Raw genomic sequence first — 20,948 nt, 5'->3', positions numbered from 1 at the left:
GAGCGGTCCAGGATGGGGGCATGACCTCCCCCGTCCTCGTCGAGATCGACGACTCCGGCACTCCCCTGCTCCGCGATCCCGGGGCCGGCCTCGTCCGCGTCGACGAGCCGGGCTATCTGCGCGGCGACGGCGTCTTCGAGACGCTGGCCGTGATCCGCGGCCGAGCCCGCGGGCAGGACGAGCACCTGGCGCGCCTCGCGGCCTCCGCCGCGGCCGTCGGGCTCGAGATCCCGTCCGCAGCGGCGTGGTCCGCCGCGATCGGCCTCGCGGTCGCCGAGCACGACGCGGTCGAGGACCTCAGCATCCGGCTGGTCGCGGGCTACCGGGACGCCGCGACGGCGCGGGCCACGGTCCGTGCGGAGCCGACCGCCGACTCCTCGGAGCTGCGCACCCGGGGCGTCGCCGTCGCCGTGCTCGACCGCGGCTACCCGCACGGGGTGCAGGAGGAGGCCCCCTGGCTGCTCGGCGGCGTCAAGACGACCTCCGGCGCCGTCACCCGCGCCGCACTGCGCGAGGCGAAGCGGCGGGGCGCGGACGACGTGGTCTGGCGCACGAGCGACGGCCTCCTGCTCGAGGGCGCGACCTCGAGTCTCGTCCTGCTCGCGGACGGGGTGCTCGTGACGCCCGCCGCCGGCGCCGGGATCCTCGACGGGACGACGGTGGCGCGAGTGCTGGCGATCGGCGAGGGGCGCGGCCTCTCCTCCGCGCGGCGGGACCTGCCCGTCGCGGCGCTGGCCGGCGCCGACGCGGCCTGGCTGGTGTCGAGCACCCGGCGCGCCGTGCCGATCCACTCGGTGGACGGAGAGCCGCTCGCCGTGGACCGTGCACTGACCTCGGCCCTCGAGCAGGGACTGCTCGCCGACTGACGTGTCCCGGGCGCTCAGGCCGCGTCGGCGAGCTCGCGCGCCGTCCAGGCGCCGACCCCGACCGACTCGGCGTGGCGCAGGTCGTCGACGGTGTCGACGTCCAGCCGCAGCGTCGAGGACTCGGGCAGGCCGAGCACGCGGTAGCCGGCAGCGACGTGCTTCTCCCGCGAGTCGAGACCGAAGGCCGGCTCCGGGCCGGTCCCGCCGGGCAGCAGCAGCGCGGTCGTGCCGCTGCCGGCGCGGTCGCCGACCATCGCCGGGTCGTCGCCGGCGGCGGCGAGCGCGGCGTCGAGATCCGCGGCGGTGAGCGCGGGCAGGTCGGCGGTCAGCGCGATCACCGGCGAGCCGGGGCGGTGGTCCTGCGCCGCCGCGATGCCCGCGGCGACGGCGGGATTGAGCTGTCCGGGATCGCCGACGACGTGCAGTCCGGGGTGCTCGAGCGCGGCCCGCTCCGCCGCGGACATGTCGGAGGTGACGAGGACGACGGCGCCCACGGACTCCGCCGCGCCGACCGCGGCCAGGGTGTCGAGGAGGAACGCCTCGGCGAGGGCGGAGCGCGCCACGAGCTCGAGGCGGGTCTTGGAGGTGCCGCGGCCCCGGTAGACGACGACGGCGGTCCAGGCGCCGCTCACGACGCCACCCGCCCGGCCGCTGCCGCGAGCCCCGCCGCGTGGCCCTCGGCGTAGCCCTCCGCGTGCGCCTCGTCGGCGCCGACGCGGAACATGTCGTCCGGACCGGTGCGGGTCAGCGTGCGGGCGCCCGGTGCATCGAGGCCGCTGACGAAGCGGTCGAGGCCGCGGACGACGGCGACGGGGTGCCCGGTCGCCTTGCCCTTCACCAGGTCGCCGAGCGCAGCGATCTCGTCGGCGACCGCGGGCATGGTCACCGCGAGCGTCCGGCCGAGCGCGTCGACGGCGCCGCGCAGGTCGTCGATCACCAGCAGGCCGGCCGCGCCGATCGCGGCGTCGGTCTGGCCGACCCGCCAGGCACGGCCGAGCGTGTCGCTCACGACGACGCCGACGCGCGCACCGAGCCGCTCGCGCAGACCGGCGCAGAGCGCGCGGGCCGAGGCGTCCGGATCCTCGGGCAGCAGCAGGACGGTGCCCTCCGCGACGTTGCTGGAGTCGACCCCCGCCGCGGCCTGGACGATGCCGAGGCGGTTCTCCACGATCCGGGTGACGCCGTGCGCGTGCGCGCGGGTGGCGACGACGCGGACCGTCTCGGCGGTGATGGCGTCCTCGCGGTCGTCGGCCGCGACGACCCGGCCCTCGGCCTTCGAGACCACCTTGCTGGTCACCACGAGGACGTCGCCGTCGACGGGACGGTCGGTTTCGGGAGCGGCCGCGACCGCCGCGAGGATCAGCTCGAGCAGGTCGTTCCCCGGGACCACCTCGGGGATGCCCTCGAGGACCCAGGCCGCCACGCGCATCGCACTCATCCCGCCATTGTCCCAGGCGCCGAAGACGCGGAGCGCACGCCCCCGGGGCGCTTGCGGCCCGGGCCCGGACCGTGCGAGTGGGCGGTCAGGAGGCGAGGTACGCCGCGACGGCCGGCGGCACGTAGGGCGAGACGTCGCCGCCCAGTCCCGACACCTGGCGCACCAGCGACGAGGAGACGTGGGCGTGCGCGGGGTCCGGCAGGAGGAAGACGGTCTCGACGTGCGCGAGGTTGCGGTTCACGATGGCCATCGGCGTCTCGTAGGCCACGTCGACCTGCGAGCGGATGCCCTTCACCAGGATGCTCGCGCCGACGTCGGTGCAGTAGTCGACGAGCAGGCCCATGCTCCAGGAGGCGACGACGATCGACCCCTCGATGCCGGCCTCGGCGATCGACTGCTCGATCAGCGCCACGCGCTGCGCGATCGGCAGCAGCGCGGTCTTGGACGGGTTGTGCACGACGACGACGTGCAGCTCGTCGACGAGGCGCGCGGCGCGCTCGATGACGTCGAGATGCCCGAGGGTGACGGGGTCGAACGAGCCGGGGACGACGGCGATGCGAGCCATGCCCCCAGCGTATCGGGCGCCCCGGCGGGCCGGCCGGGCCCCGACCATCCCGTCGGGGGTCAGCTCTTGCCGAGGAATTCGCGGTCGCGCTCCTGCACGCGCCGCTCGAGTGCGGCGCGCAGGCGGTCGTGCGTCGCGAGCACCGGATCGGTCTCGAGCAGCCGCTCGGCCAGGACCCGCGCCTCGAGGATGAGCCAGGAGTCCTGCACGACACGCAGCAGGCGCAGGGAGGAGCGCCCGCCGGACTGCGAGTCGCCCAGCACGTCGCCCTCGCGGCGCAGCTCGAGGTCGGCCTCGGCCAGCTCGAAGCCGTCGAGGGTCGCCGCGACGGTCTCGACCCGCTCGCGCGCGGTCGTGCCGGCCTCGGCCGCGGTGACGAAGAGGCAGACTCCGGGCACGCCGCCGCGCCCGATCCGGCCGCGCAGCTGGTGGAGCTGCGAGACGCCGAACCGCTCCGCGTCCAGGACGATCATCATCGACGCGTTCGGCACGTCGACGCCGACCTCGATGACCGTCGTCGAGACGAGGACGTCGATCTCGCCGGCCGCGAAGGCCCGCATGACGGCGTCCTTCTCCTCCGCCGTCATCCGGCCGTGCAGGGCGGCCGAGCGCCGCTTCCCGAGCAGGGCGTGCCCGCGGACGCCCTCGATCGTCTCCGACACCGTCGACAGCGGGGTGGCCGCGGGCTCGTCCTCGCCGGCGAGCGGACCCTCCGCCGCCTCCCCCGGCTCGATCGCCGGGCAGACGAGGTAGACCTGGTGGCCCTTGCGGATCTCCTCCTCGGCCCGCTCCCAGGCCCGGGCGATCCAGGCGGGGTGATCGGCCAGCGGCACCACGTGGCTGGTGATGCCCGGGCGGCCGGCCGGCAGCTCGCGGATCGTCGAGACGTCCAGGTCGCCGAAGACGGTCATCGCGACCGTCCGCGGGATGGGCGTCGCGGTCAGCACGAGCACGTGCGGCGGCTGCGCCCCCTTGCGCCGCAGCGCGTCGCGCTGGTCGACGCCGAAGCGGTGCTGCTCGTCGATCACCACCAGACCGAGGTCGTAGAACGAGACCTTGTCGCCGAGCAGGGCGTGCGTGCCGACCACGATCTTCGCGGTGCCAGAGACGATCCGCAGCAGGGCCGCGCGGCGGGCCGCGGCGCCGAGTCCGCCGGTCAGGAGGGTCGGCGAGAGCTCCGCCGCCAGCTCGGGCCCGAGGGTGCGCACGATCGAGCGCAGGTGCTGACCGGCGAGGACCTCGGTGGGTGCGAGCAGCGCGGACTGCCCGCCGCTCTCGGCCGTCGCGAGCATGGCCCGCAGCGCGACCAGGGTCTTGCCCGAGCCGACCTCGCCCTGCACGAGCCGTGACATCGGCGACTCGGCCGCGAGGTCGCCGGCGATCTCCCGGCCGACCGTCCTCTGGTCGTCGGTCAGCGTGAACGGCAGCGCGGCGTCGAAGCGCTCGAGCAGCCCGCCGGCCTCGGCGACCCGCCGAGTGCCCGGGGTCGAGCGCGCCGCCGCCCGCCGCTCGAGCAGGGCCAGCTGCAGCAGGAACGCCTCGTGGAAGCGCAGGGTGTCGCGCGCCGGGATCTCCTCGCCCTCGCGCTGCGGCCGGTGGATCAGCTCGAGCGCGGCGCCGAGGTCGAGCAGCTTGCGGTTCGCGCGCACCTCGGCGGGGATCGGGTCCTGCACGTACTTCAGGTCGTCGAGCACCACGTCGATCGCCGCCTGCAGCTGCCAGCTCGCGATCGTGCTGGTCGCGGGGTAGATCGGGATCGGCCGCTCGGTCCAGTCCTTCGTGAGCGCCGACTTCGCGATCGGGCCGTGCGCCGTGACCTCCTCGTCGTCGAAGAGCCGGTAGTCGGGGTGGGTGAGCTGCTTCGTCTCGCGGAACATCGACACGGTCCCGGCGAAGATGCCGCGCACGCCCCGGCGCAGCTGCGCGGCGCGCCAGGGCTGGCCGAAGAACGTCAGCGAGAGGGTGCCGGTGCCGTCCGAGATCATCACCTCGAGCAGTCCCCCGCGACGGTTCTTCATCTCGCGCGAGCGCACCTCGCGGACCTCGGCGACGATCGTCACGTTCTCGCCCACCGGCAGCCGCGACACGTCGGTCAGCTCTCCGCGCTTGGCGTAGCGGCGCGGATAGTGGCCGAGGAGCTCGCCGACCGTGCGGTAGCCGAACGCCTTCTCGATCGGCTTGGCCGTGCGCGGGCCGATCAGCGGCGCGAGCGAGGCGTCGAGGGGGTCCGGGATCACCCGACGATCATAGGTCGGACCTCGGACGCCGGGCCCGCGCGAGGCCCGGGAGGACCGATCGCGGCGCGACGGCCGCGCTCAGGCGGCGGCCGGTGCCGACGGAGGAGCGCAGTCCGGCGACCACCGTCGTCGCCGCGCGCCAGCCCGCGGACTGCTCCGCGAGCACCGGCGCGTAGCGGACGCGCTCGACCCCCTGCCGGAGCTCCCGCAGCGCCGAGCGGGCGCCCTCGTCCTCGCCGAGGGCATCGGCGATCAGAGCCTCCTGGGCTCGCGGCGACTCGCCGTCCTCGACCGGGACACCGAGGTCGCGCGCGCTCGCCACCAGCTCGGCCCAGGCCGGCTCGAGAGAGCCGTCGGCCGCCCGGCGCCGGCGGACGGCGCGCTGGACGACGCGCAGGAGCCAGGGCACGAGCAGCAGCAGGACCAGCAGCGACCAGAGCGTGACGACCGGGGCGGTGGACGCCGTGGAGCCGCCGAGGGCCCCTGGCGTCGCCGTCGCGGTCGACGCGGTGGGAGTCGGCGTCGCGGTCTCGCCGGGCGCCGCGCCGGGCGCGGCACTCGCTGCGGCCCCGGGGGTCGTCGACGGGGCGGAGGTCGTCGCACTCGGCAGCGTGTACGAGGCCGGGGCGCCGCGGCTCGGCGTCGGCTCGAACGGCAGCCAGCCGACGCCCTCGAAGTACAGCTCCGGCCAGGCGTGCAGGTCGGACGACTGCACGCGGTAGCTGGTCAGCTCGGTGCCCGGCGAGGGCACGACCGAGCCGGGCTGGTAGCCGATGGCGAGCCGGGAGGGGATGCCGAGCTCCCGCGCCATCACGGCCATCGCCGAGGCGAAGTGCACGCAGTAGCCCTCGCGGACCTCGAGGAAGGAGGCGAGCACGCCGACGCCGTCGCCGTCGTAGCCCTCCTCGGCGGGAGTGTCCTCGGAGTAGCGGAACTCGGACGAGCGGAAGAAGGTCTGCAGCGCGCGGGCCCGGTCGTAGGCGGTGACCTCGTCCGCCGTGACCTCCGTCGCCGTGCTGCGGACGATCTCCGGCACGTCCTCCGGGAGCGAGAGGTAGCGCTCGAAGCCGGTGGGCACCGGCGCGTCGAGGAGCTGCTGGGGATCGGGCTCGAGGCGCAGCGCCTGCACCTGGTACTCGTCGCCGGCGCGGGTGGTGGCGTCGCCGCGGATCGAGCCGTCCTGCACGTCCTGCAGCCAGCCGTCGCCGACGCCGCTGAGCTCGGAGACCGGGTAGGGCACCGGCAGCCAGCGGCTGCGGAGGGTCTCGACCGAGACGTCGACCTCCTCGGTCTCGCGCGGAACGGCCTCGCCGAGACCGGCGGGAGCGATGGGAGCGGCGATGTCCGCGGTCTCCTCGGTGTCGCTCGGCGCCCAGTCCTCGCCCTCGAAGTCCGAGACGGTGAGCACGCGGAGGTAGACCGGGAGGTCGGAGTCGGTCGAGTAGCGCAGCACGGTCACCGGGTTGGGGCGGCGGAGGTCGGCGCCGAGGGCGACGACCGGGTCGATGGAGCCGTTGAAGAGCGTGCCCGAGACGCCGGACGGCGTGGAGACGCGGGTGAAGCCGCCCGCGGAGCCGGCGATGAGCCCGGCGGCGATCACGACGACCCCGGCCATCGCGATCGACGGCACGGCGGCGCCGAGCGAGCCCCCGCGCGGTGCGCGGCGCTCGGGACGGGCGCTGACCGCGAGGATCCCGAGATAGACCAGCGCCGTGAGCAGCAGGCTCGGCCAGGAGACGTCGGCCGGGTCGATGACGGCCGGCACCGCCAGCAGGGTGGCGGGGAAGAGACCGGCGAGCGCGGGCAGCCGCACCGAGAAGGCGAAGAGGTCGGCGGCCCAGGCCAGCACGACGACACCGCCGACGAGGAGGAAGGCGATGCCGTTGTCGGCGACCGCCGGCAGGCCCTGCTCGGCGATCGAGGTGAAGCCGGCCTGGGCGAGTGTCTGCGCGTCGGCGATCGCTCCCGGCGTCGGGACGAGGAAGAGCAGCGCCCGTCCGGGCACGAACATCGCGGTGAGCACGCCGACGGCGGCCAGGGTGCCGAGGATCGGCGGGACGACCGGGTGAGCGCGGACGGCGCGCGCGGCGGCCGGGACGGCGAAGACGACGCCGACCGCGACGGCCAGCTGGACGAGCCAGCCGATCCCCTCGAGCAGGCGGCTGATGCCGGAGGACGCGGTGACGAGCGAGAGCCAGAGCAGGACCGAGAGCAGGACCGAGCCCGAGCGGGCGTCGCGCCCGCGGCGGCTCACGCGACCACCCGGAGCGCGAGGGCCTGCGCCCACGCCTCCTCGACGGCGGTGCGCGGGGTGACCGGGACGGGGTACCAGCCGAGGGAGGCCAGCGCTGCCTCCTCCTCGGGCGTGCCGCCGACGAGGAAGGCGACGGCCGGGCGGGCGTGGGCGGCGAGGGAGGCGAGCGCCGCCAGGTCCTCCTCGTGCAGCCGGGAGAGGACGGCGAAGACCGGGCGGCTGCCGCCGGCGTCGCGCATCTCGGCCGCGATGCGGCCGACCGCCTCGACCGACTCGGCGGCGGGGGCGAGCTCGGCCAGGCGCAGCAGCACGTCGTGCGCGGCCTCGCGCTCGTCCTCGGAGCGGACGGCCTGGTCGGGCGCGCCGGTCTCGATCAGATGCGTCTCGAAGCCGCGCTCGAGCAGGTGCACCGCGAGCGAGGCGGTCATCGAGACCGCCCACTCGAGGCGCTCGTCGCCGCCGCGCTCGTCGAGGATGCGGGCGGCGCGCGTCTCCAGCAGGATCCAGGCGTGCGGGTCGGTGTTCTGCTCGTCCTGGCGGACCTTGAGCTCGCCCGAGCGGGCGCTGGCCCGCCAGTGCACGCGGCGCATGGCGTCGCCGGGGCGGTAGTCGCGCGGGATCACGTCGTCGGTCCCGGCCCCGGCGGTCGCGTGGGCGACCGGGCTGGAGCCGCCGGCGCCGTGCGCGTCGAGCACGTCGCTCTGCAGCGGGACGGCCCGCGGAGTGACCACGAAGGGCTGCGCCGCGCCCGCGATCGTCTCGCGGACCGCCAGGCCGAAGAGGTCGCCGCGGAGGAGCCGCAGCGGGCCGATGCGGTGGATGCCGCGCCGTCCCGCGGGGAGGCGGTAGCGCGCGCGGACCCGGCTCGAGCCGCTGCCCCGCTGTGCGACCGCCGGCAGGGTGAACGCGCCGCGGGCGACGGTGCGTCCGGAGACGAGACCGCGCTCGACCCGGTCGAGCCGGTCCTCTGCCCGGGCACCGGCCCGCAGCGCCGCGCCGCGGTTGTCGAGGACGACGTCGACATCGACCACGTCGCCGACCGCGACGACCTGCGGGGCGAAGCGCCGCTGCACCTGCAGCACGGGCGTCACGGCGAGCAGCGCGAGGACGGCGGCGACGGGCAGGCCGAGGAGGACGATCCCGACGAAGAGCAGCTCGCGGAACTCGATGATCGGCGCGACGACGATCCCGAGCGCGCCGAGAACGACCAGCGCCCCGCCGCGCAGGGTGAGCGCGACCCCGCGGACGGCCGGGAGCGCGCCGACGCGCCGCGTCCGGCGCTCCGCTCCGCGCCGCTCGGGCTCGCGAGACAGGGGCGCGCCGGACCGGGGACCGCGCGGCTCAGTCGGCACGGCCGCTGAACGGGACGGGGGTGGCGGCGACGATGCGCTGGACGATCTCGGTGACGGAGTGCGAGGCGCCGGTGCCGGAGCGGCCGGGGAGCCGGGTGGCGGGCAGGAGCCGGTGGCCGAGCACCGGCACCGCGAGCACGTCGATGTCGTCCGGGACGACGAAGTCGCGGTCGTTGATCGCGGCGAGCGCCTTCGCCGCGGCGATCAGCTGCAGGGTCGCACGCGGGCTGCCGCCGAGGCGCAGCTCGGGGTCGATGCGGGTCGCCTGCATGATCGCCACCACGTACTCCTGCACCGGCGGGGCGACGTAGATCGACTGGACGTAGTCCATCATCCGGGCGAGCTGATCGTGGCCGACGACCTGGCGCAGCTCCTCCAGCGGGCTCGCGGCGTCGCGGGTGCGGATCATCTCGAGCTCGGCGCGCTCGTCGGGGTAGCCCAGCGAGAGCCGCGCCATGAAGCGGTCGCGCTGCGCCTCGGGGAGGCTGTAGGTGCCCTCCATCTCGACGGGGTTCTGCGTCGCCACCACGGCGAACGGCCGCGGCAGGATGTGCGTCACGCCGTCGACCGAGACCTGGCGCTCCTCCATGCACTCCAGCAGCGCCGACTGGGTCTTGGGCGAGGCGCGGTTGATCTCGTCGCCGATCACCACGTTCGCGAACACCGGGCCGGGCTTGAACTCGAAGTCGCGGGTGGCCTGGTTGAAGACCGAGACGCCGGTGACGTCGGAGGGCAGGAGGTCCGGGGTGAACTGGATCCGCGAGACGGTGCCGCCGACGGAGGCCGCCAGCGACTTCGCCAGCACGGTCTTGCCGGTGCCGGGGACGTCCTCCATCAGCAGGTGGCCGCCCGCCAGGAACACGGTCAGGGCCATCGAGACCTCGGCGTCCTTGCCGTCGATCACGCTGCACAGGTTCTTCAGGATCGCGGCGCAGTGGGCGCTGAACTCCTCGCGGGTCATCGCCGACCCGGGAGCCGCACCGCGGTCCGATGCCGTGCCGACTGCGGAGCGGGTCTCATCGAGGGACGTCATAACTGGTGATTCTCGCAGTGCGAACCGGAAAACGGCTCAGGCTTCCGGGGGGCTCCCAGCCCTCGGCGCGAGTCCTATGCTCGGAACGGTGACCAGGATCATCGCCGGCTTCGCCGGATCGCTCACCCTGCGGGTCCCCCGCGCCGGCACGCGACCCACGAGCGACCGGGTGCGCGAGGCGATCTTCTCGGCGCTCGAGGCGCGCGACGCCCTCGACGGCGCGACGGTCATCGACCTCTACGCGGGCTCCGGTGCGCTCGGCCTCGAATCGGCCAGCCGCGGCGCCGCGTCCGTGCTGCTGGTGGAGCGCGACCCGAAGGCCGCGAAGACCGCCGGCGAGAACGCCCGCGCGATCGCGACGGCGGCGGCCTCGAACAAGCGCCCGAAGCCGCGGATCGAGGTCGTGATCGCCTCCGTGCGCTCGTTCCTCGACGGCTCCCCCGCCGTCAACGCCGACACGGTCTTCCTCGACCCGCCCTACGACCTCCCCGAAGACGAGCTGGCCGCCGACCTCGCCGGTCTCCTCCCGCTGCTCGCCGAGCACTCCGTCGTCGTCGTCGAGCGGAGCTCGCGCAGCCCGGAGCCGCGCTGGCCCGCCGGGCTCGAGCGCGACCGGCGGAAGGACTACGGCGAGACGACGATCTGGTGGGCGTCGCCGGCGGCGAGCCAGTAGCCGAGCCGCCCGCCGCCGCGGATCAGCCCGCGGCGCCGTCCCAGCCCAGGTAGGGGTCCCAGCCGCCGCGCTCGTCCAGCGAGACTCCGCCGAGCCGAACTTCCGGCGCGCCCTCGCGCACCGTGCCCAGCGCGGTGAACCCCCGCGGCAGCGCCGTGCCGGGCGGGAAGCAGGCGAGCATCGCGTGGTCCTCGCCGCCGCCGAGCACGAGCGCGCGGGCCAGTGCCGCGTCGATCCCCTCCACGGCGGTCAGCGGGGCGGCGTGGGCGTCGACGGCGTCAGGATCGAGATCGAGCACGACCCCGCTCGCCCGGGCCAGCCGCCGCGCGTCGAGGACGACGCCGTCGGAGACGTCCATCATCGCCGTGGCGACGCCGCCCGCCGCGATGCCGGCCGCGATCGGCGGCGTCGGCCGCAGCTGCGCGTCGAGCACCTCGGGATGCTCCGCCCGCAGCGCGCGGGCGAGGGCCGCGTCGGGCTCGCCGGCCGTCCGGGCACGCTCGAAGAGCAGCCGGAGGCCGAGCCCGGAGACGCCGAGAGGCCCGGCGGTCGCGATCACGTCACCCGGGCGCGCGCCGCTCCTCAGCACCGGCGGCCGGCCGTCGAGCGAGCCGAAGGCCGTGATCGCCAGGGTCAGCGTCGAGGACGCGGACAGGTCGCCGCCGACCACGCCGCAGCCGGGAGCCATCGCCGCGCAGCCCTCGGCGAGACCGTCCGCGATCCCCTCGAGCACGTCGACCCCGAGCCGCTGCGGTGCCGCGATGGCGACCACCAGCGCGGTCGGGCGGGCGCCCATCGCGGCGACGTCGGAGAGGTTGGAGGCGGCGGCCTTCCAGCCGAGATCGAAGGGCGAGGACCAGGCGAGCCGGAAGTCCGGGCCGTGCACCATCATGTCGGTGGTGACCACGAAGCGGCCGTCCGGCGCCCGCAGCACGGCGGAGTCGTCGCCCGGCCCGACCAGCGTCTCGGCACCGCCGCCGAGCCTCGGCAGGATCCGCGCGAGCACCTCGCCCTCGCTGAGCTCGGCCAGGGTGGGGCTCGGATCCGGTGCCATGGTTCACACGCTAGCGTTGCCGTCGATGTCCTCCCGCCTCCTCCGCACCCCCCTGGTCGTCGCCGCCGCCGTCCTGCTCCTGAGCGGCTGCTCGGCCGCCGTGGCGCTGCAGCCGGCCGACGACGCGACGAACGAGGGCTGCGCCGAGGTCTCGGTGCGCCTGCCCGACGTCGTCGCCGAGCTGCCCGAGCGCGAGACGAACGCGCAGGGCACGGCGGCCTGGGGCACCCCCGCCGCCGTCATCCTGCACTGCGGTGTCACTCCCCCCGGCCCCACCACCGAGCTCTGCGTCTCGGTCAGCGGCGTCGACTGGATCATCGACGAGTCGCAGGCCGCCGACGACGTCTATACGCTGACCACCTACGGCCGCGATCCGGCGGTCGAGATCACCGTCGACCAGAGCCGCGCCTCCGGAACCTCGGCCGTCGTCGACCTCGCGAACGCCGTCTCCTACCTGCCGCAGGAGCGCGCCTGCACGAACGTCTCCGACACAGACACCCTCGACCCGCCGAGCACGCCCGCGGGCTGAGCCGTCGTCAGCCCGACGTGCCGAGTGCCGCGGCCGCGACCTCGAGCGCCCGCTCCGGCGTCGCTCCGAGCGCCCGGGCCCGCGCGGCGTACGCGCCGGCCGCCAGCTGCAGCTCGTGCTCGACCGAGTCGACGCCGCCGGACACGACCGTCCCGGCGCGTCCCCGCGTCTCCACGATCCCCGCGGCCTCGAGCTCCTTGTACGCCCGCGCGACGGTCCCCGGAGCGACGCCCAGCTCCTCGGCGAGGGTCCGCACCGCAGGCAGCCGCGTGCCGACCAGGAGCGACCCCGCGGCGACCTGCGCGGTGATCCCCTCGCGGATCTGCTCGAACGGCGCCCGCGGGCCCGGCTCGAGCCGGAGCCCGAGGCCCGCCGCGGTCATCGGACCGCGGCCGGGACGCGCTCGAGCGCCAGGTCGAGCAGCTCGCTGATCAGGTCGGGGTAGTCGACGCCGCTCGCGCCCCACATCCGCGGGAACATCGAGATCGGCGTGAAGCCGGGCATCGTGTTGATCTCGTTGATGACGAAGCCGTCGGCCGTGAGGAAGAAGTCGACCCGAGCGAGGCCCTCGGCCCCGATCGCGGTGAAGGCGCTGACCGCGAGGGCCCGCATCTCGGCGAGCTCGTCCTCGGTGAGCTCGGCCGGGCAGACCAGCTCGACGCCCTTCATGCCGAGGTACTTCGCCTCGAAGTCGTAGAAGCCGCCGCCGCTGACGACGACCTCGCCGGCCACGGACGCCCGCGGGGACTCCCCGCGGCGCGCGCCGAGCACGCCGATCTCGACCTCCCGGCCGACGATCGCGGACTCGATCAGCACCCGCGAGTCGTGCGTGAACGCCTCCTCGAGGGCGGCGTCGAGCTGCGAGCGCTCGTCGACCCGGCTCACGCCGACGCTCGACCCGGCACGAGCCGGCTTGACGAAGGCGGGCAGGCCGAGCTCGTCGAGGGCCGACGCCGCGTCGCTCGGGTCCTCGCGCCATTCCGCCTCGGTCACGGTGTACCAGGGGGCGACCGCGATGCCCGCGGCGCGGAAGACGGTCTTGGTGAAGTGCTTGTCCATCCCGAGCGCCGAGGCGAGCACGCCCGACCCGACGTAGGGCAGCCCGACCAGCTCGAGCATCCCCTGGACGGTGCCGTCCTCGCCCCACGGGCCGTGCAGGATCGGCAGGACGACGTCGACGTCGCCGAGGGAGCGGACGGAGCCGTCGGCCGCGGTGACGGTCAGCTCGCGGGAGAGCGCCGACTCCGGCCAGCGCACGCGCGTCCCGTTGTCCTCGACGCGCGGCAGGGCGCTCGCGTCGAGCGCGAACTTCTCCGGCCGGTCCTCCTCGAGCACGAACGCGCCGTCGGCGGTGATCCCGACGGGGATCACGTCGAAGCGGTCACGATCGATCGCCCGCAGCACCCCCGCCGCCGTTGCGCAGCTGATCGAGTGCTCGCTTGAACGCCCCCCGAACAGAACGGCCACTGCGAGCTTGCTGGTCATCGAGGTTCCTCTCACCCTGGGGCTCGTCCGAATCCGTGGTCAGGTGCGGCGCGATGTCCTTCGGATCGAGCGTACCGGCGAGCACCTGCGACACCTGCTCGACGATGGGCATGTCGACTCCGCGGGCCCGGGCGAGCTCGAGGATCGGCGCGACAGAGGAGAGCCCCTCCGCCGTCTGCTGCATCGACTTCACGACATCGCCGAAGCTGTAGCCCTGGCCGAGCAGGCGCCCGGCCGTGTTGTTGCGGGAGAGCGACGAGCTCGACGTCGCGATCAGGTCGCCGAGGCCGGCCAGCCCGGACATCGTCTCGGGCCGCCCGCCGTACGCGACGGCGAAGTCGGTCATCTCGGCGAGGCCGCGGGTGATGATCGACGCCTTGGTGTTCTCGCCGTAGCCGACGCCGTCGACGATGCCGATCGCGACGGCGATCAGGTTCTTCAGCACGCCGCCGAACTCGGTCCCGATCACGTCGGTGTTGACGTAGGAGCGGAAGTAGCGGTTGGTCGCGGCGAGCGCGACCTCCTGCGCGGTGACGAGGCTCTCCGAGGCGATGACCGCCGCGGTCGGCTGCTCCTTCGCGATCTCGAGCGCGAGGTTCGGCCCGGAGGCGACCGCGATCCGGCTCGGATCGATCGGCAGCACCTGCGAGATCACCTCGCTCATCCGCTGGCCGGTGCCCTTCTCGACACCCTTCATCAGGCTGACGAGGACGGTCCGCTCGGTGAGGAACGGCGTGATCGCCTCGAGATTCCCGCGCAGGGTCTGCGACGGGATGGAGAGGTAGACGTGGTCGGCGCCCTCGAGCGCCTCCTCGATCCGCGGGGTCGCCCGGATGTTGCGCGGCAGGTTGATGCCGGGGAGGTAGTCGCTGTTGCGCTTGGCCTCGGTGATCTCGCGGGCGAGCTCGGCCCGCCGCGCCCACATCACGACATCGGAGCCGCCGTCGGCGAGGATCTTGGCGAAGGTGGTCCCCCAGCTGCCGGCGCCGAGGACGGCGACGCGGCGCGGCACGGGGATCGGCGCCTTCTCGGCCCTACTGCCCCTGCTCAAAGCGTCCCGTGCCCTTCTGATTGTGCTCGGCCGGGTTCCAGCGCTTCTCCGGTGCCGTCTCGCCGCGGAGCTCCTCGAGCAGGCGGGTGATCGCGGCCATCACGACGGTCGACGCCTCGTTGAGGGTCGCGGAGTCGAGGCTGCGCCCGCGGAACGCCGACAGGTCGACGGGATCGCCGACCAGGACGTCGACGCGCTTGCGGCGGAAGAGGGTGATCTTCTTCGAGTAGCGGCCCATGACCTGCTGGGTGCCCCAGTGCGCGACGGGCACGACGGGTAGCCCGTACTGCAGTGCCATCCGCACCGCGCCGGTCTTGCCGCGCATCGGCCAGAGCTCCGGGTCGCGGGTCAGGGTGCCCTCCGGGTAGATCAGGACGGAGCCGCCCCGGTCGACGAGCTCCTTCGCCGCCTTCAGCGGCTCGCTGCCGCGCACGGAACCGGCCCGCTCGACCGGGATCTGCCCCGAGGCGCGCAGGATCGCTCCGGCCACAGGGATCTTGAACAGCGACGCCTTCGCCAGGAAGCGCGGCGCGCGACCGGCGCGCCACAGCACCCAGCCCGTGATGAACGGGTCGATCTCGCTGTAGTGGTTCGGCGCGAACACGAACGCGCCCTTGCCCGGGATCTTGTCGATGTCGCGGACCCGGAGGTCCACGGAGGCGGTGAGCGTCGGGATCACCAACGCCGCGAGGAGCCAGAAGATGGACGGACGGCTTCGTTCAGACACCCGCCCATCCTCGCACCCCGGCTCCGCCGCCCCCGCCGCCCACGCCAACGCGCGGCGCGGCTCCGTGTCTCGGCGATGAGGAGACGGCTGCAGCGCCGTGGGCTCATGCTGGTCGAGTAGCCCCAAAGGGGCGTATCGAGACCCACCGTCCCCCAGTGCGTGGATCTCGATACGCCCGCTCCGCGGGCTACTCGATCAGCATGAAGCGCCCTGCCGTGCTCGAGGGCGCGCATCGACTGGAGGAGACGCCCGCAGACCATGCTGGTCGAGCAGCCCCGCAGGGGCGCACCGAGACCCCTCTCCCACACGACGTCCGTCTTGCCGCCGCTGCGCGCTCACCGCTCGCGGGTCCGGCAGGCCGAGACGACTCCGGCACGAGATTCCGGCCGATCACGCGGGGACGCCGCAGCGTTAGCGTGGCGGAGTGAGCGAGCGACGCGAGAACCCGGTGTCCGCCGCGCTCCGCGGGCTCACCGATTCGGTGACGGCGCTCCAGACGCTCGCGTTCGTCCTCCTGCTCGACTTCGTCGCCGTCTACTCGATCGGCACCCGCAGCCCGGAGCTGCTCGCCCAGCTGCTCGCGTGGGCCGGCCTCGTCGCGGTCGGAGTCGCCGTCGCCACGGGGCTCGTCCTGGTCGTCGTGCGCTCCGTCGCGCGCGCGGTCGGCGGCCCGCTCGCGCACGTCGAGGCCGAGGCGAGCGACGGCGAGGTCGTGCTGGGCCACGGAGACCTGGTCGACGTCCTCCGCTGGGTGGAGCCCCGCCTCCCGCGGCGGGTCTCCCGCCCCTACGCCGTCGTCGTCCCCGGAGCGAGGGGACTCTCCGTCATCCTCCGCTCGCACGTCGTGATCGTCCCCTGGTCGCGCGTCCGCGCCGTCCGGCGACGCCGGGTCCGTCGAGGGCTGCGCCGGCACGACGCCGTCGTCGTCGACCTCTCCCGGGCCGGGGGCGGCCGAACGCGGTCGCTCACGCTCGTCCCGGTCGAGCAGCCGGGGCTGCTCGGTCAGAGCCCCGCCTCCGAGCAGACGCTCGTCCTCCTCCATCGCCGCATCGCCGCGGCGCTCCCACCGGGCGAGCCCGCGCCGGCCTGGGGCACTCCCGACGAGTGACGCCACCCTCGAGGAGCTGCACCGGCTGGGAGGAGCGATCCGCTTCGGGTCGCCGCGCAGGCGGGATGCGGCGATGCCCCTCCGGACACGTCCCATGCGTCACCGTCACCGTGCAGCGGATCGCCTGGGTACCGTGTCGACGTGATCCGCGCCCCTCGCCTCCTCGAAGCGGTGCTCGCCGCCGCATCGGAGAGCCCCGCGCTCCTGGTCGCTGCGGCGACCGCCGCAGTCACGATCGTGCTCCTGGTGGTCCTCGTCGCCGCGCGCCTCGTCACCGCTCCGCGCGCCCTCGTCCAGGCGAGCGCGATCGGCGGTGTCGTGGTCGTCGGTGGACCGGCGGTCTCGCGCCTGCTGCGGTTCGGCGACCCGACCCTCCCGACGCCCGATCTGCACCCGTACCTCGTCCTCGATCCGGCGGAGGAGGCCCTCGTGGTGCTCGCCGGCGATCGGCGCGTCGAGATCCTCTGGGACGAGATCCGCACCCTCGAGCGACGCACCGTCGGCCTCGGGAGCCGGACCGCGATCGGCGTGACGGTGTCTCGCGGGTTCAGGCCGCGGTCCGCGGACCTGCGTCTCGTCGAGGAGCCGGGGCTTCTCGGACTGCGGCCGGCATCGGCTGAGAGCGTCGACCGCTTCCACGGGCGGCTCCGCGCGCGGGTGGAGGCGGCCGGGTCCGCGTCCCCGACAGCCACTGAGCACGGCACCGCAACGGGACTCGTGGCTCAGCACGGCCTGCGGGGATCGATCGCGAGGGGTGGTCCCGCGGGACACCGGCCGGACCCGCGGAGCGACCGTGCGGCCGAGACTCCGGCACGCGGACACGACTCGGGCTCGCAGGATCCCGCCGATCCGATGAGCCGGAGGCGATTCCGCGAGCCGGAGGTCGAGCCGACGAGCGGCGGTGGGACGTCCAGCACGTGGAAACGACTCCGGCTCGCAGGATCGGGGGGATTCTGCGAGCCGGAGCCGTTCCAGCGTGCCGGAGGTGCTGCGGGATTACGCGTCGAGGGAGAAGTCGGCGCCGAGCAGCTCGAGCTTGGTGAGGAAGTTCTCGTAGCCGCGGCTGATGATGCCGACGTTCGAGACCGAGGAGGTGCCCTCGGCCGAGAGCGCCGCGATCAGGTGCGAGAAGCCGCCGCGCAGGTCGGGCACGACGATGTCGGCGCCGTGCAGCTTCGACGGGCCGGAGATGACCGCGGAGTGCATGAAGTTGCGCTGACCGAAGCGGCAGGCCTGGCCACCGAGGCACTCGCGGTGGATCTGGATGGTCGCGCCCATCTCGACCAGCGCGTCGACGAAGCCGAAGCGCTGCTCGTAGACGGTCTCGTGCACGATCGACACGCCCTTGGCCTTGGTCAGCGCCACGACGAGCGGCTGCTGCCAGTCGGTCATGAAGCCGGGGTGCACGTCGGTCTCGATGATGACCGGCTTGAGCTCGCCGCCGGGGTGGTAGAAGCGGATGCCGTCCTCGGCGATCTCGAACGCGCCGCCGACCTTGCGGAAGACGTTGAGGAAGGTCGTCATCTCCTGCTGGCGAGCGCCGCCGACGAAGATGTCGCCGTCGGTCGCGAGGGCCGCGGCGGCCCAGGAGGCGGCCTCGTTGCGGTCGAAGAGCGCGCGGTGGGTGTAGCCCTCCAGGCGGTCGACGCCCTCGATGCGGATCACGCGGTCGGTGTCGACCGAGATGATCGCGCCCATCTTCTGCAGGATGTTGATGAGATCCATGATCTCCGGCTCGATCGCCGCACCGGACAGCTCGGTGATGCCCGACGCGCGGACCGCGGTGAGCAGCACCTGCTCGGTCGCGCCGACGCTCGGGTAGGGCAGCGACACCTTGGCGCCGTGCAGGCCCTCGGGCGCCGACATCCGGATGCCGGAGGGCAGCTTCTCGACGATGGCGCCGAAGTTGCGGAGCACCTCGAGGTGGTAGTCGATCGGGCGGTCGCCGATGCGGCAGCCGCCGAGGTCGGGGATGAACGCCTCGCCGAGGCGGTGCAGCAGCGGTCCGCAGAAGAGGATCGGGATGCGGCTCGAGCCGGCGTGGGCGTCGATGTCGGCGAAGTGCGCGGACTCGACGTTGGAGGGGTCGAGGATCAGCTCGCCCACCTCGGGGCCCTGCTTCACCTTGACGCCGTGCACCTCGAGGAGGCCCTTCACGACGCGGACGTCGCTGATGTCCGGGACGTCGCGCAGGGTGGACGCGGTCTCACCGAGGAGTGCGGCGACCATCGCCTTGGTGACGAGGTTCTTCGCGCCCTTGAGCTCGATCCGGCCCTTCAGCGGCCGCCCGCCGTGGATGGTGATCCGCTCGGTGGTCATCCCCACACGGGCTCCCGCCGCCTTCGCATCCTGTGCTCCCGCCGCCTTGGCGTCCTGAAGAAGTGTGTTCACGCTATTTCACCGGCAATGTCTTGGGCCGCCAGCTCGCGCGACGGGTCTCGAATTCGGAAATGAGCGCTTCGTCGCGCAGGGTCAGGCCGATGTCGTCCAGCCCTTCGATCAGGCGCCAACGAGTGTAGTCGTCGACCTCGAAAGGGAAGGTCTCGCCACCGGCGGTGACCGTACGACCAACCAGATCGACGGTCGCTTCTATTCCCGGCGTCGCATCGATCAGCTCCCAGAGCCGGTCGATGTCGCTCTCCGCCAGTGCCGCCGCGAGCAGCCCCTGCTTGCCGGAGTTGCCGCGGAAGATGTCGCCGAAGCGGGAGGACAGCACGACGCGGAAGCCGAAGTCGCGCAGCGCCCAGACGGCGTGCTCGCGGCTGGAGCCGGTGCCGAAGTCGGGGCCCGCGACGAGGATCTGCGCACCCTGGAAGGCCGGCTGGTTGAGCACGAACTCCGGGTCCTGGCGCCAGCCGTGGAAGAGCGCGTCCTCGAAGCCGGTCTTGGTGACCCGCTTGAGGAAGACGGCGGGGATGATCTGGTCGGTGTCGACGTTGCTGCGCTTCAGCGGCGCGGCGATGCCGGTGACGGTCTCGAACTTCTCCATGATCAGGCCTCCACCAGCTCGCGGACGGGCTCCAGATCCGACGGACTGGAGAGGGTGCCGCGGACGGCGGTCGCGGCGGCGACCAGCGGCGACACCAGGTGGGTGCGGCCGCCCTTGCCCTGCCGGCCCTCGAAGTTGCGGTTCGAGGTGGAGGCGCAGCGCTCCCCCGGGGCGAGCTGGTCCGGGTTCATGCCGAGGCACATCGAGCAGCCGGCGAAGCGCCACTCGGCACCGAACGCGGTGATCACCTTGTCCAGGCCCTCGGCCTCGGCCTCGATGCGCACGCGGGCGGAGCCGGGGACGACCATCACCCGGACGCCGGGCGCCTTGGTGCGGCCGGCGATGATCGACGCGAAGGCGCGGAGGTCCTCGATGCGCGAGTTGGTGCAGGAGCCCATGAAGACCGCGTCGACCGGGATCTCCTTCATCGGGGTGCCGGCCTCGAGGTCCATGTACTCCAGCGCGCGCCGGGCGTTGGAGCGCTCGTTCGGGTCGGCGATCGCGTCGGGGTCGGGCACGGCCTGCGAGAGCGAGACGCCCTGGCCGGGGTTGGTGCCCCAGGTGACGAACGGCTCGAGCGCGTCCGCGTCGAGGACGACCTCGGCGTCGAAGACGGCGCCCTCGTCGCTCGGCAGCGTCCGCCAGTAGGCGACCGCGTCGTCCCAGTCCTGGCCCTCGGGGGCGTGCGGGCGGCCCTTCAGGTAGGCGAAGGTCGTCTCGTCGGGCGCGACCATGCCGGCGCGCGCGCCCGCCTCGATCGACATGTTGCAGATCGTCATCCGGCCCTCCATCGAGAGCGCGCGGATCGCCGAGCCGCGGTACTCGAGCACGTAGCCCTGACCGCCGCCGGTGCCGATCTTCGCGATCACGGCGAGGATGATGTCCTTCGCGGTGACGCCCTCGCGAAGCTCGCCCTCGACGGTGATCGCCATGGTCTTGAAGGGCTTGAGCGGCAGCGTCTGCGTGGCCATCACGTGCTCGACCTCGCTGGTGCCGATGCCGAACGCCATCGCGCCGAACGCGCCGTGGGTCGAGGTGTGCGAGTCGCCGCAGACGACGGTGATGCCGGGCATGGTCAGCCCGAGCTGCGGGCCGACGACGTGCACGATGCCCTGCTCGATGTCGCCGAGGGAGTGCAGGCGGACGCCGAACTCGGCGGCGTTGCGCCGCAGGGTCTCGATCTGGGTGCGGCTGGTGAGGTCGGCGATCGGCTTGTCGATGCCGACGGTCGGGGTGTTGTGGTCCTCGGTCGCGATCGTCAGATCGGGGCGCCGGACGGGTCGGCCGGCCTGGCGGAGGCCGTCGAAGGCCTGGGGGCTGGTCACCTCGTGCACCAGGTGCAGGTCGATGTAGATCAGGTCGGGCGTGCCGTCCTCGCCCTTGGCGACGAGGTGGTCGTCCCAGACCTTCTCGGCCAGGGTGCGCGGGCGCTCGGCGGCCGGGGTGTCGGCGGCCGAGGGCGCGGCGGTGTCGGGGGAACTGTCGTTCATGACGGGTTTCTCTTCCTCAGGAATGTGGTCAGCCCGCGAGAGACACCGCGACGAGGGAGGCCTGTCAGATCGAGGTCTCGTCGCGGCGGAGAAGGAG

19 protein-coding genes are annotated in these 20,948 nt (G+C 73.9%); 4 read left to right on the top strand and 15 right to left on the bottom strand.

The genetic code is table 11. The features are described from left to right. Positions 1-20 precede the first annotated feature (20 nt). Positions 21-866: an aminotransferase class IV gene (locus MT350_RS05020; RefSeq protein ID WP_243615490.1), complete on the top strand. Its 846-nt coding sequence runs from the start codon at positions 21-23 to the stop codon at positions 864-866. Between the two features lie 14 nt (positions 867-880). Here MT350_RS05020 and cofC read toward each other — a convergent pair whose 3' ends face one another. The 7 genes from cofC to MT350_RS04985 form a co-directional block, all read right to left on the bottom strand. Next, positions 881-1,498 (bottom strand): 2-phospho-L-lactate guanylyltransferase, encoded by a 618-nt coding sequence (cofC, locus tag MT350_RS05015; protein WP_243615489.1) that lies wholly within the window; start codon positions 1,496-1,498, stop codon positions 881-883. Continuing rightward, the gene (cofE, locus tag MT350_RS05010; RefSeq protein WP_243615640.1) at positions 1,495-2,295 is read right to left on the bottom strand and encodes a coenzyme F420-0:L-glutamate ligase; all 801 of its coding nucleotides are present in this window, start codon (positions 2,293-2,295) and stop codon (positions 1,495-1,497) included. Before cofE ends, cofC begins: the two co-directional genes overlap by 4 nt. A gap of 94 nt (positions 2,296-2,389) precedes the next feature. Continuing rightward, complete coding sequence (gene coaD, locus MT350_RS05005; protein WP_123445577.1) at positions 2,390-2,869, bottom strand: pantetheine-phosphate adenylyltransferase; 480 nt, start codon at positions 2,867-2,869, stop codon at positions 2,390-2,392. A 59-nt stretch (positions 2,870-2,928) separates the two neighbouring features. Further along, on the bottom strand, positions 2,929-5,106 hold the full coding sequence (locus tag MT350_RS05000; RefSeq protein WP_243615488.1) for an ATP-dependent DNA helicase RecG: 2,178 nt from the start codon (positions 5,104-5,106) through the stop codon (positions 2,929-2,931). Positions 5,107-5,113: 7 nt separating this feature from the next. Continuing rightward, positions 5,114-7,360, bottom strand: coding sequence for a DUF3488 and transglutaminase-like domain-containing protein (locus MT350_RS04995; protein ID WP_243615487.1), 2,247 nt, complete (start codon positions 7,358-7,360; stop codon positions 5,114-5,116). Beyond that, a complete protein-coding gene (locus MT350_RS20380; RefSeq protein WP_243615486.1) occupies positions 7,357-8,712 on the bottom strand; it encodes a DUF58 domain-containing protein in 1,356 nt (451 codons plus the stop codon). Before MT350_RS20380 ends, MT350_RS04995 begins: the two co-directional genes overlap by 4 nt. Beyond that, a complete protein-coding gene (locus MT350_RS04985; protein WP_208110582.1) occupies positions 8,702-9,673 on the bottom strand; it encodes a MoxR family ATPase in 972 nt (323 codons plus the stop codon). The genes MT350_RS20380 and MT350_RS04985 overlap by 11 nt, the downstream gene beginning before the upstream one ends. A gap of 160 nt (positions 9,674-9,833) precedes the next feature. On the opposite strand from MT350_RS04985, the gene MT350_RS04980 reads away from it, so the two are divergent. Continuing rightward, a complete protein-coding gene (locus MT350_RS04980; protein ID WP_243599011.1) occupies positions 9,834-10,418 on the top strand; it encodes an RsmD family RNA methyltransferase in 585 nt (194 codons plus the stop codon). A gap of 22 nt (positions 10,419-10,440) precedes the next feature. Here the strand turns inward: MT350_RS04980 and thiL are convergent, their stop codons facing one another. Continuing rightward, the gene (gene thiL / locus MT350_RS04975; protein WP_243599010.1) at positions 10,441-11,472 is read right to left on the bottom strand and encodes a thiamine-phosphate kinase; all 1,032 of its coding nucleotides are present in this window, start codon (positions 11,470-11,472) and stop codon (positions 10,441-10,443) included. Between the two features lie 25 nt (positions 11,473-11,497). Here thiL and MT350_RS04970 point away from each other — a divergent pair, with 25 nt between their 5' ends. Continuing rightward, positions 11,498-12,001, top strand: a complete 504-nt coding sequence (locus MT350_RS04970) for a DUF3515 domain-containing protein (protein WP_243599009.1) — start codon at positions 11,498-11,500, stop codon at positions 11,999-12,001. Between the two features lie 7 nt (positions 12,002-12,008). Here the strand turns inward: MT350_RS04970 and MT350_RS04965 are convergent, their stop codons facing one another. The 4 genes from MT350_RS04965 to MT350_RS04950 are packed head-to-tail and all read right to left on the bottom strand — an operon-like array spanning position 12,009 to position 15,264. Further along, a complete protein-coding gene (locus MT350_RS04965) occupies positions 12,009-12,383 on the bottom strand; it encodes a GntR family transcriptional regulator (protein WP_243599008.1) in 375 nt (124 codons plus the stop codon). After that, a complete protein-coding gene (locus tag MT350_RS04960) occupies positions 12,380-13,486 on the bottom strand; it encodes a D-alanine--D-alanine ligase family protein (protein ID WP_243599007.1) in 1,107 nt (368 codons plus the stop codon). The genes MT350_RS04965 and MT350_RS04960 overlap by 4 nt, the downstream gene beginning before the upstream one ends. Then, positions 13,383-14,498, bottom strand: coding sequence for an NAD(P)H-dependent glycerol-3-phosphate dehydrogenase (locus MT350_RS04955; RefSeq protein WP_173286025.1), 1,116 nt, complete (start codon positions 14,496-14,498; stop codon positions 13,383-13,385). Before MT350_RS04955 ends, MT350_RS04960 begins: the two co-directional genes overlap by 104 nt. A 22-nt stretch (positions 14,499-14,520) precedes the next feature. Then, positions 14,521-15,264: a 1-acyl-sn-glycerol-3-phosphate acyltransferase gene (locus MT350_RS04950; RefSeq protein ID WP_243599006.1), complete on the bottom strand. Its 744-nt coding sequence runs from the start codon at positions 15,262-15,264 to the stop codon at positions 14,521-14,523. A 424-nt stretch (positions 15,265-15,688) separates the two neighbouring features. Here MT350_RS04950 and MT350_RS04945 point away from each other — a divergent pair, with 424 nt between their 5' ends. After that, positions 15,689-16,372 carry a hypothetical protein gene (locus MT350_RS04945; protein ID WP_243599005.1) on the top strand — a complete coding sequence of 228 codons (684 nt, stop codon included), beginning with the start codon at positions 15,689-15,691 and terminating at the stop codon, positions 16,370-16,372. 996 nt (positions 16,373-17,368) lie between these two features. On the opposite strand, the gene murA is transcribed toward MT350_RS04945, so the two are convergent. From murA to leuC, 3 genes are all read right to left on the bottom strand, one after another. Then, positions 17,369-18,691: a UDP-N-acetylglucosamine 1-carboxyvinyltransferase gene (gene murA / locus MT350_RS04940; RefSeq protein ID WP_164874434.1), complete on the bottom strand. Its 1,323-nt coding sequence runs from the start codon at positions 18,689-18,691 to the stop codon at positions 17,369-17,371. 73 nt (positions 18,692-18,764) lie between these two features. Beyond that, on the bottom strand, positions 18,765-19,361 hold the full coding sequence (leuD, locus tag MT350_RS04935; protein WP_123445564.1) for a 3-isopropylmalate dehydratase small subunit: 597 nt from the start codon (positions 19,359-19,361) through the stop codon (positions 18,765-18,767). 2 nt (positions 19,362-19,363) lie between these two features. Further along, positions 19,364-20,851, bottom strand: a complete 1,488-nt coding sequence (gene leuC, locus MT350_RS04930; RefSeq protein WP_243599004.1) for a 3-isopropylmalate dehydratase large subunit — start codon at positions 20,849-20,851, stop codon at positions 19,364-19,366. Positions 20,852-20,948: the final 97 nt, after the last annotated feature.

Source organism: Rathayibacter sp. VKM Ac-2928, from assembly GCF_022815545.1.
Taxonomy (GTDB): domain Bacteria; phylum Actinomycetota; class Actinomycetes; order Actinomycetales; family Microbacteriaceae; genus Rathayibacter; species Rathayibacter festucae.
Note: the sequence above shows the minus strand (reverse complement) of the source record. Positions and strands in the feature narration are given on the sequence as shown.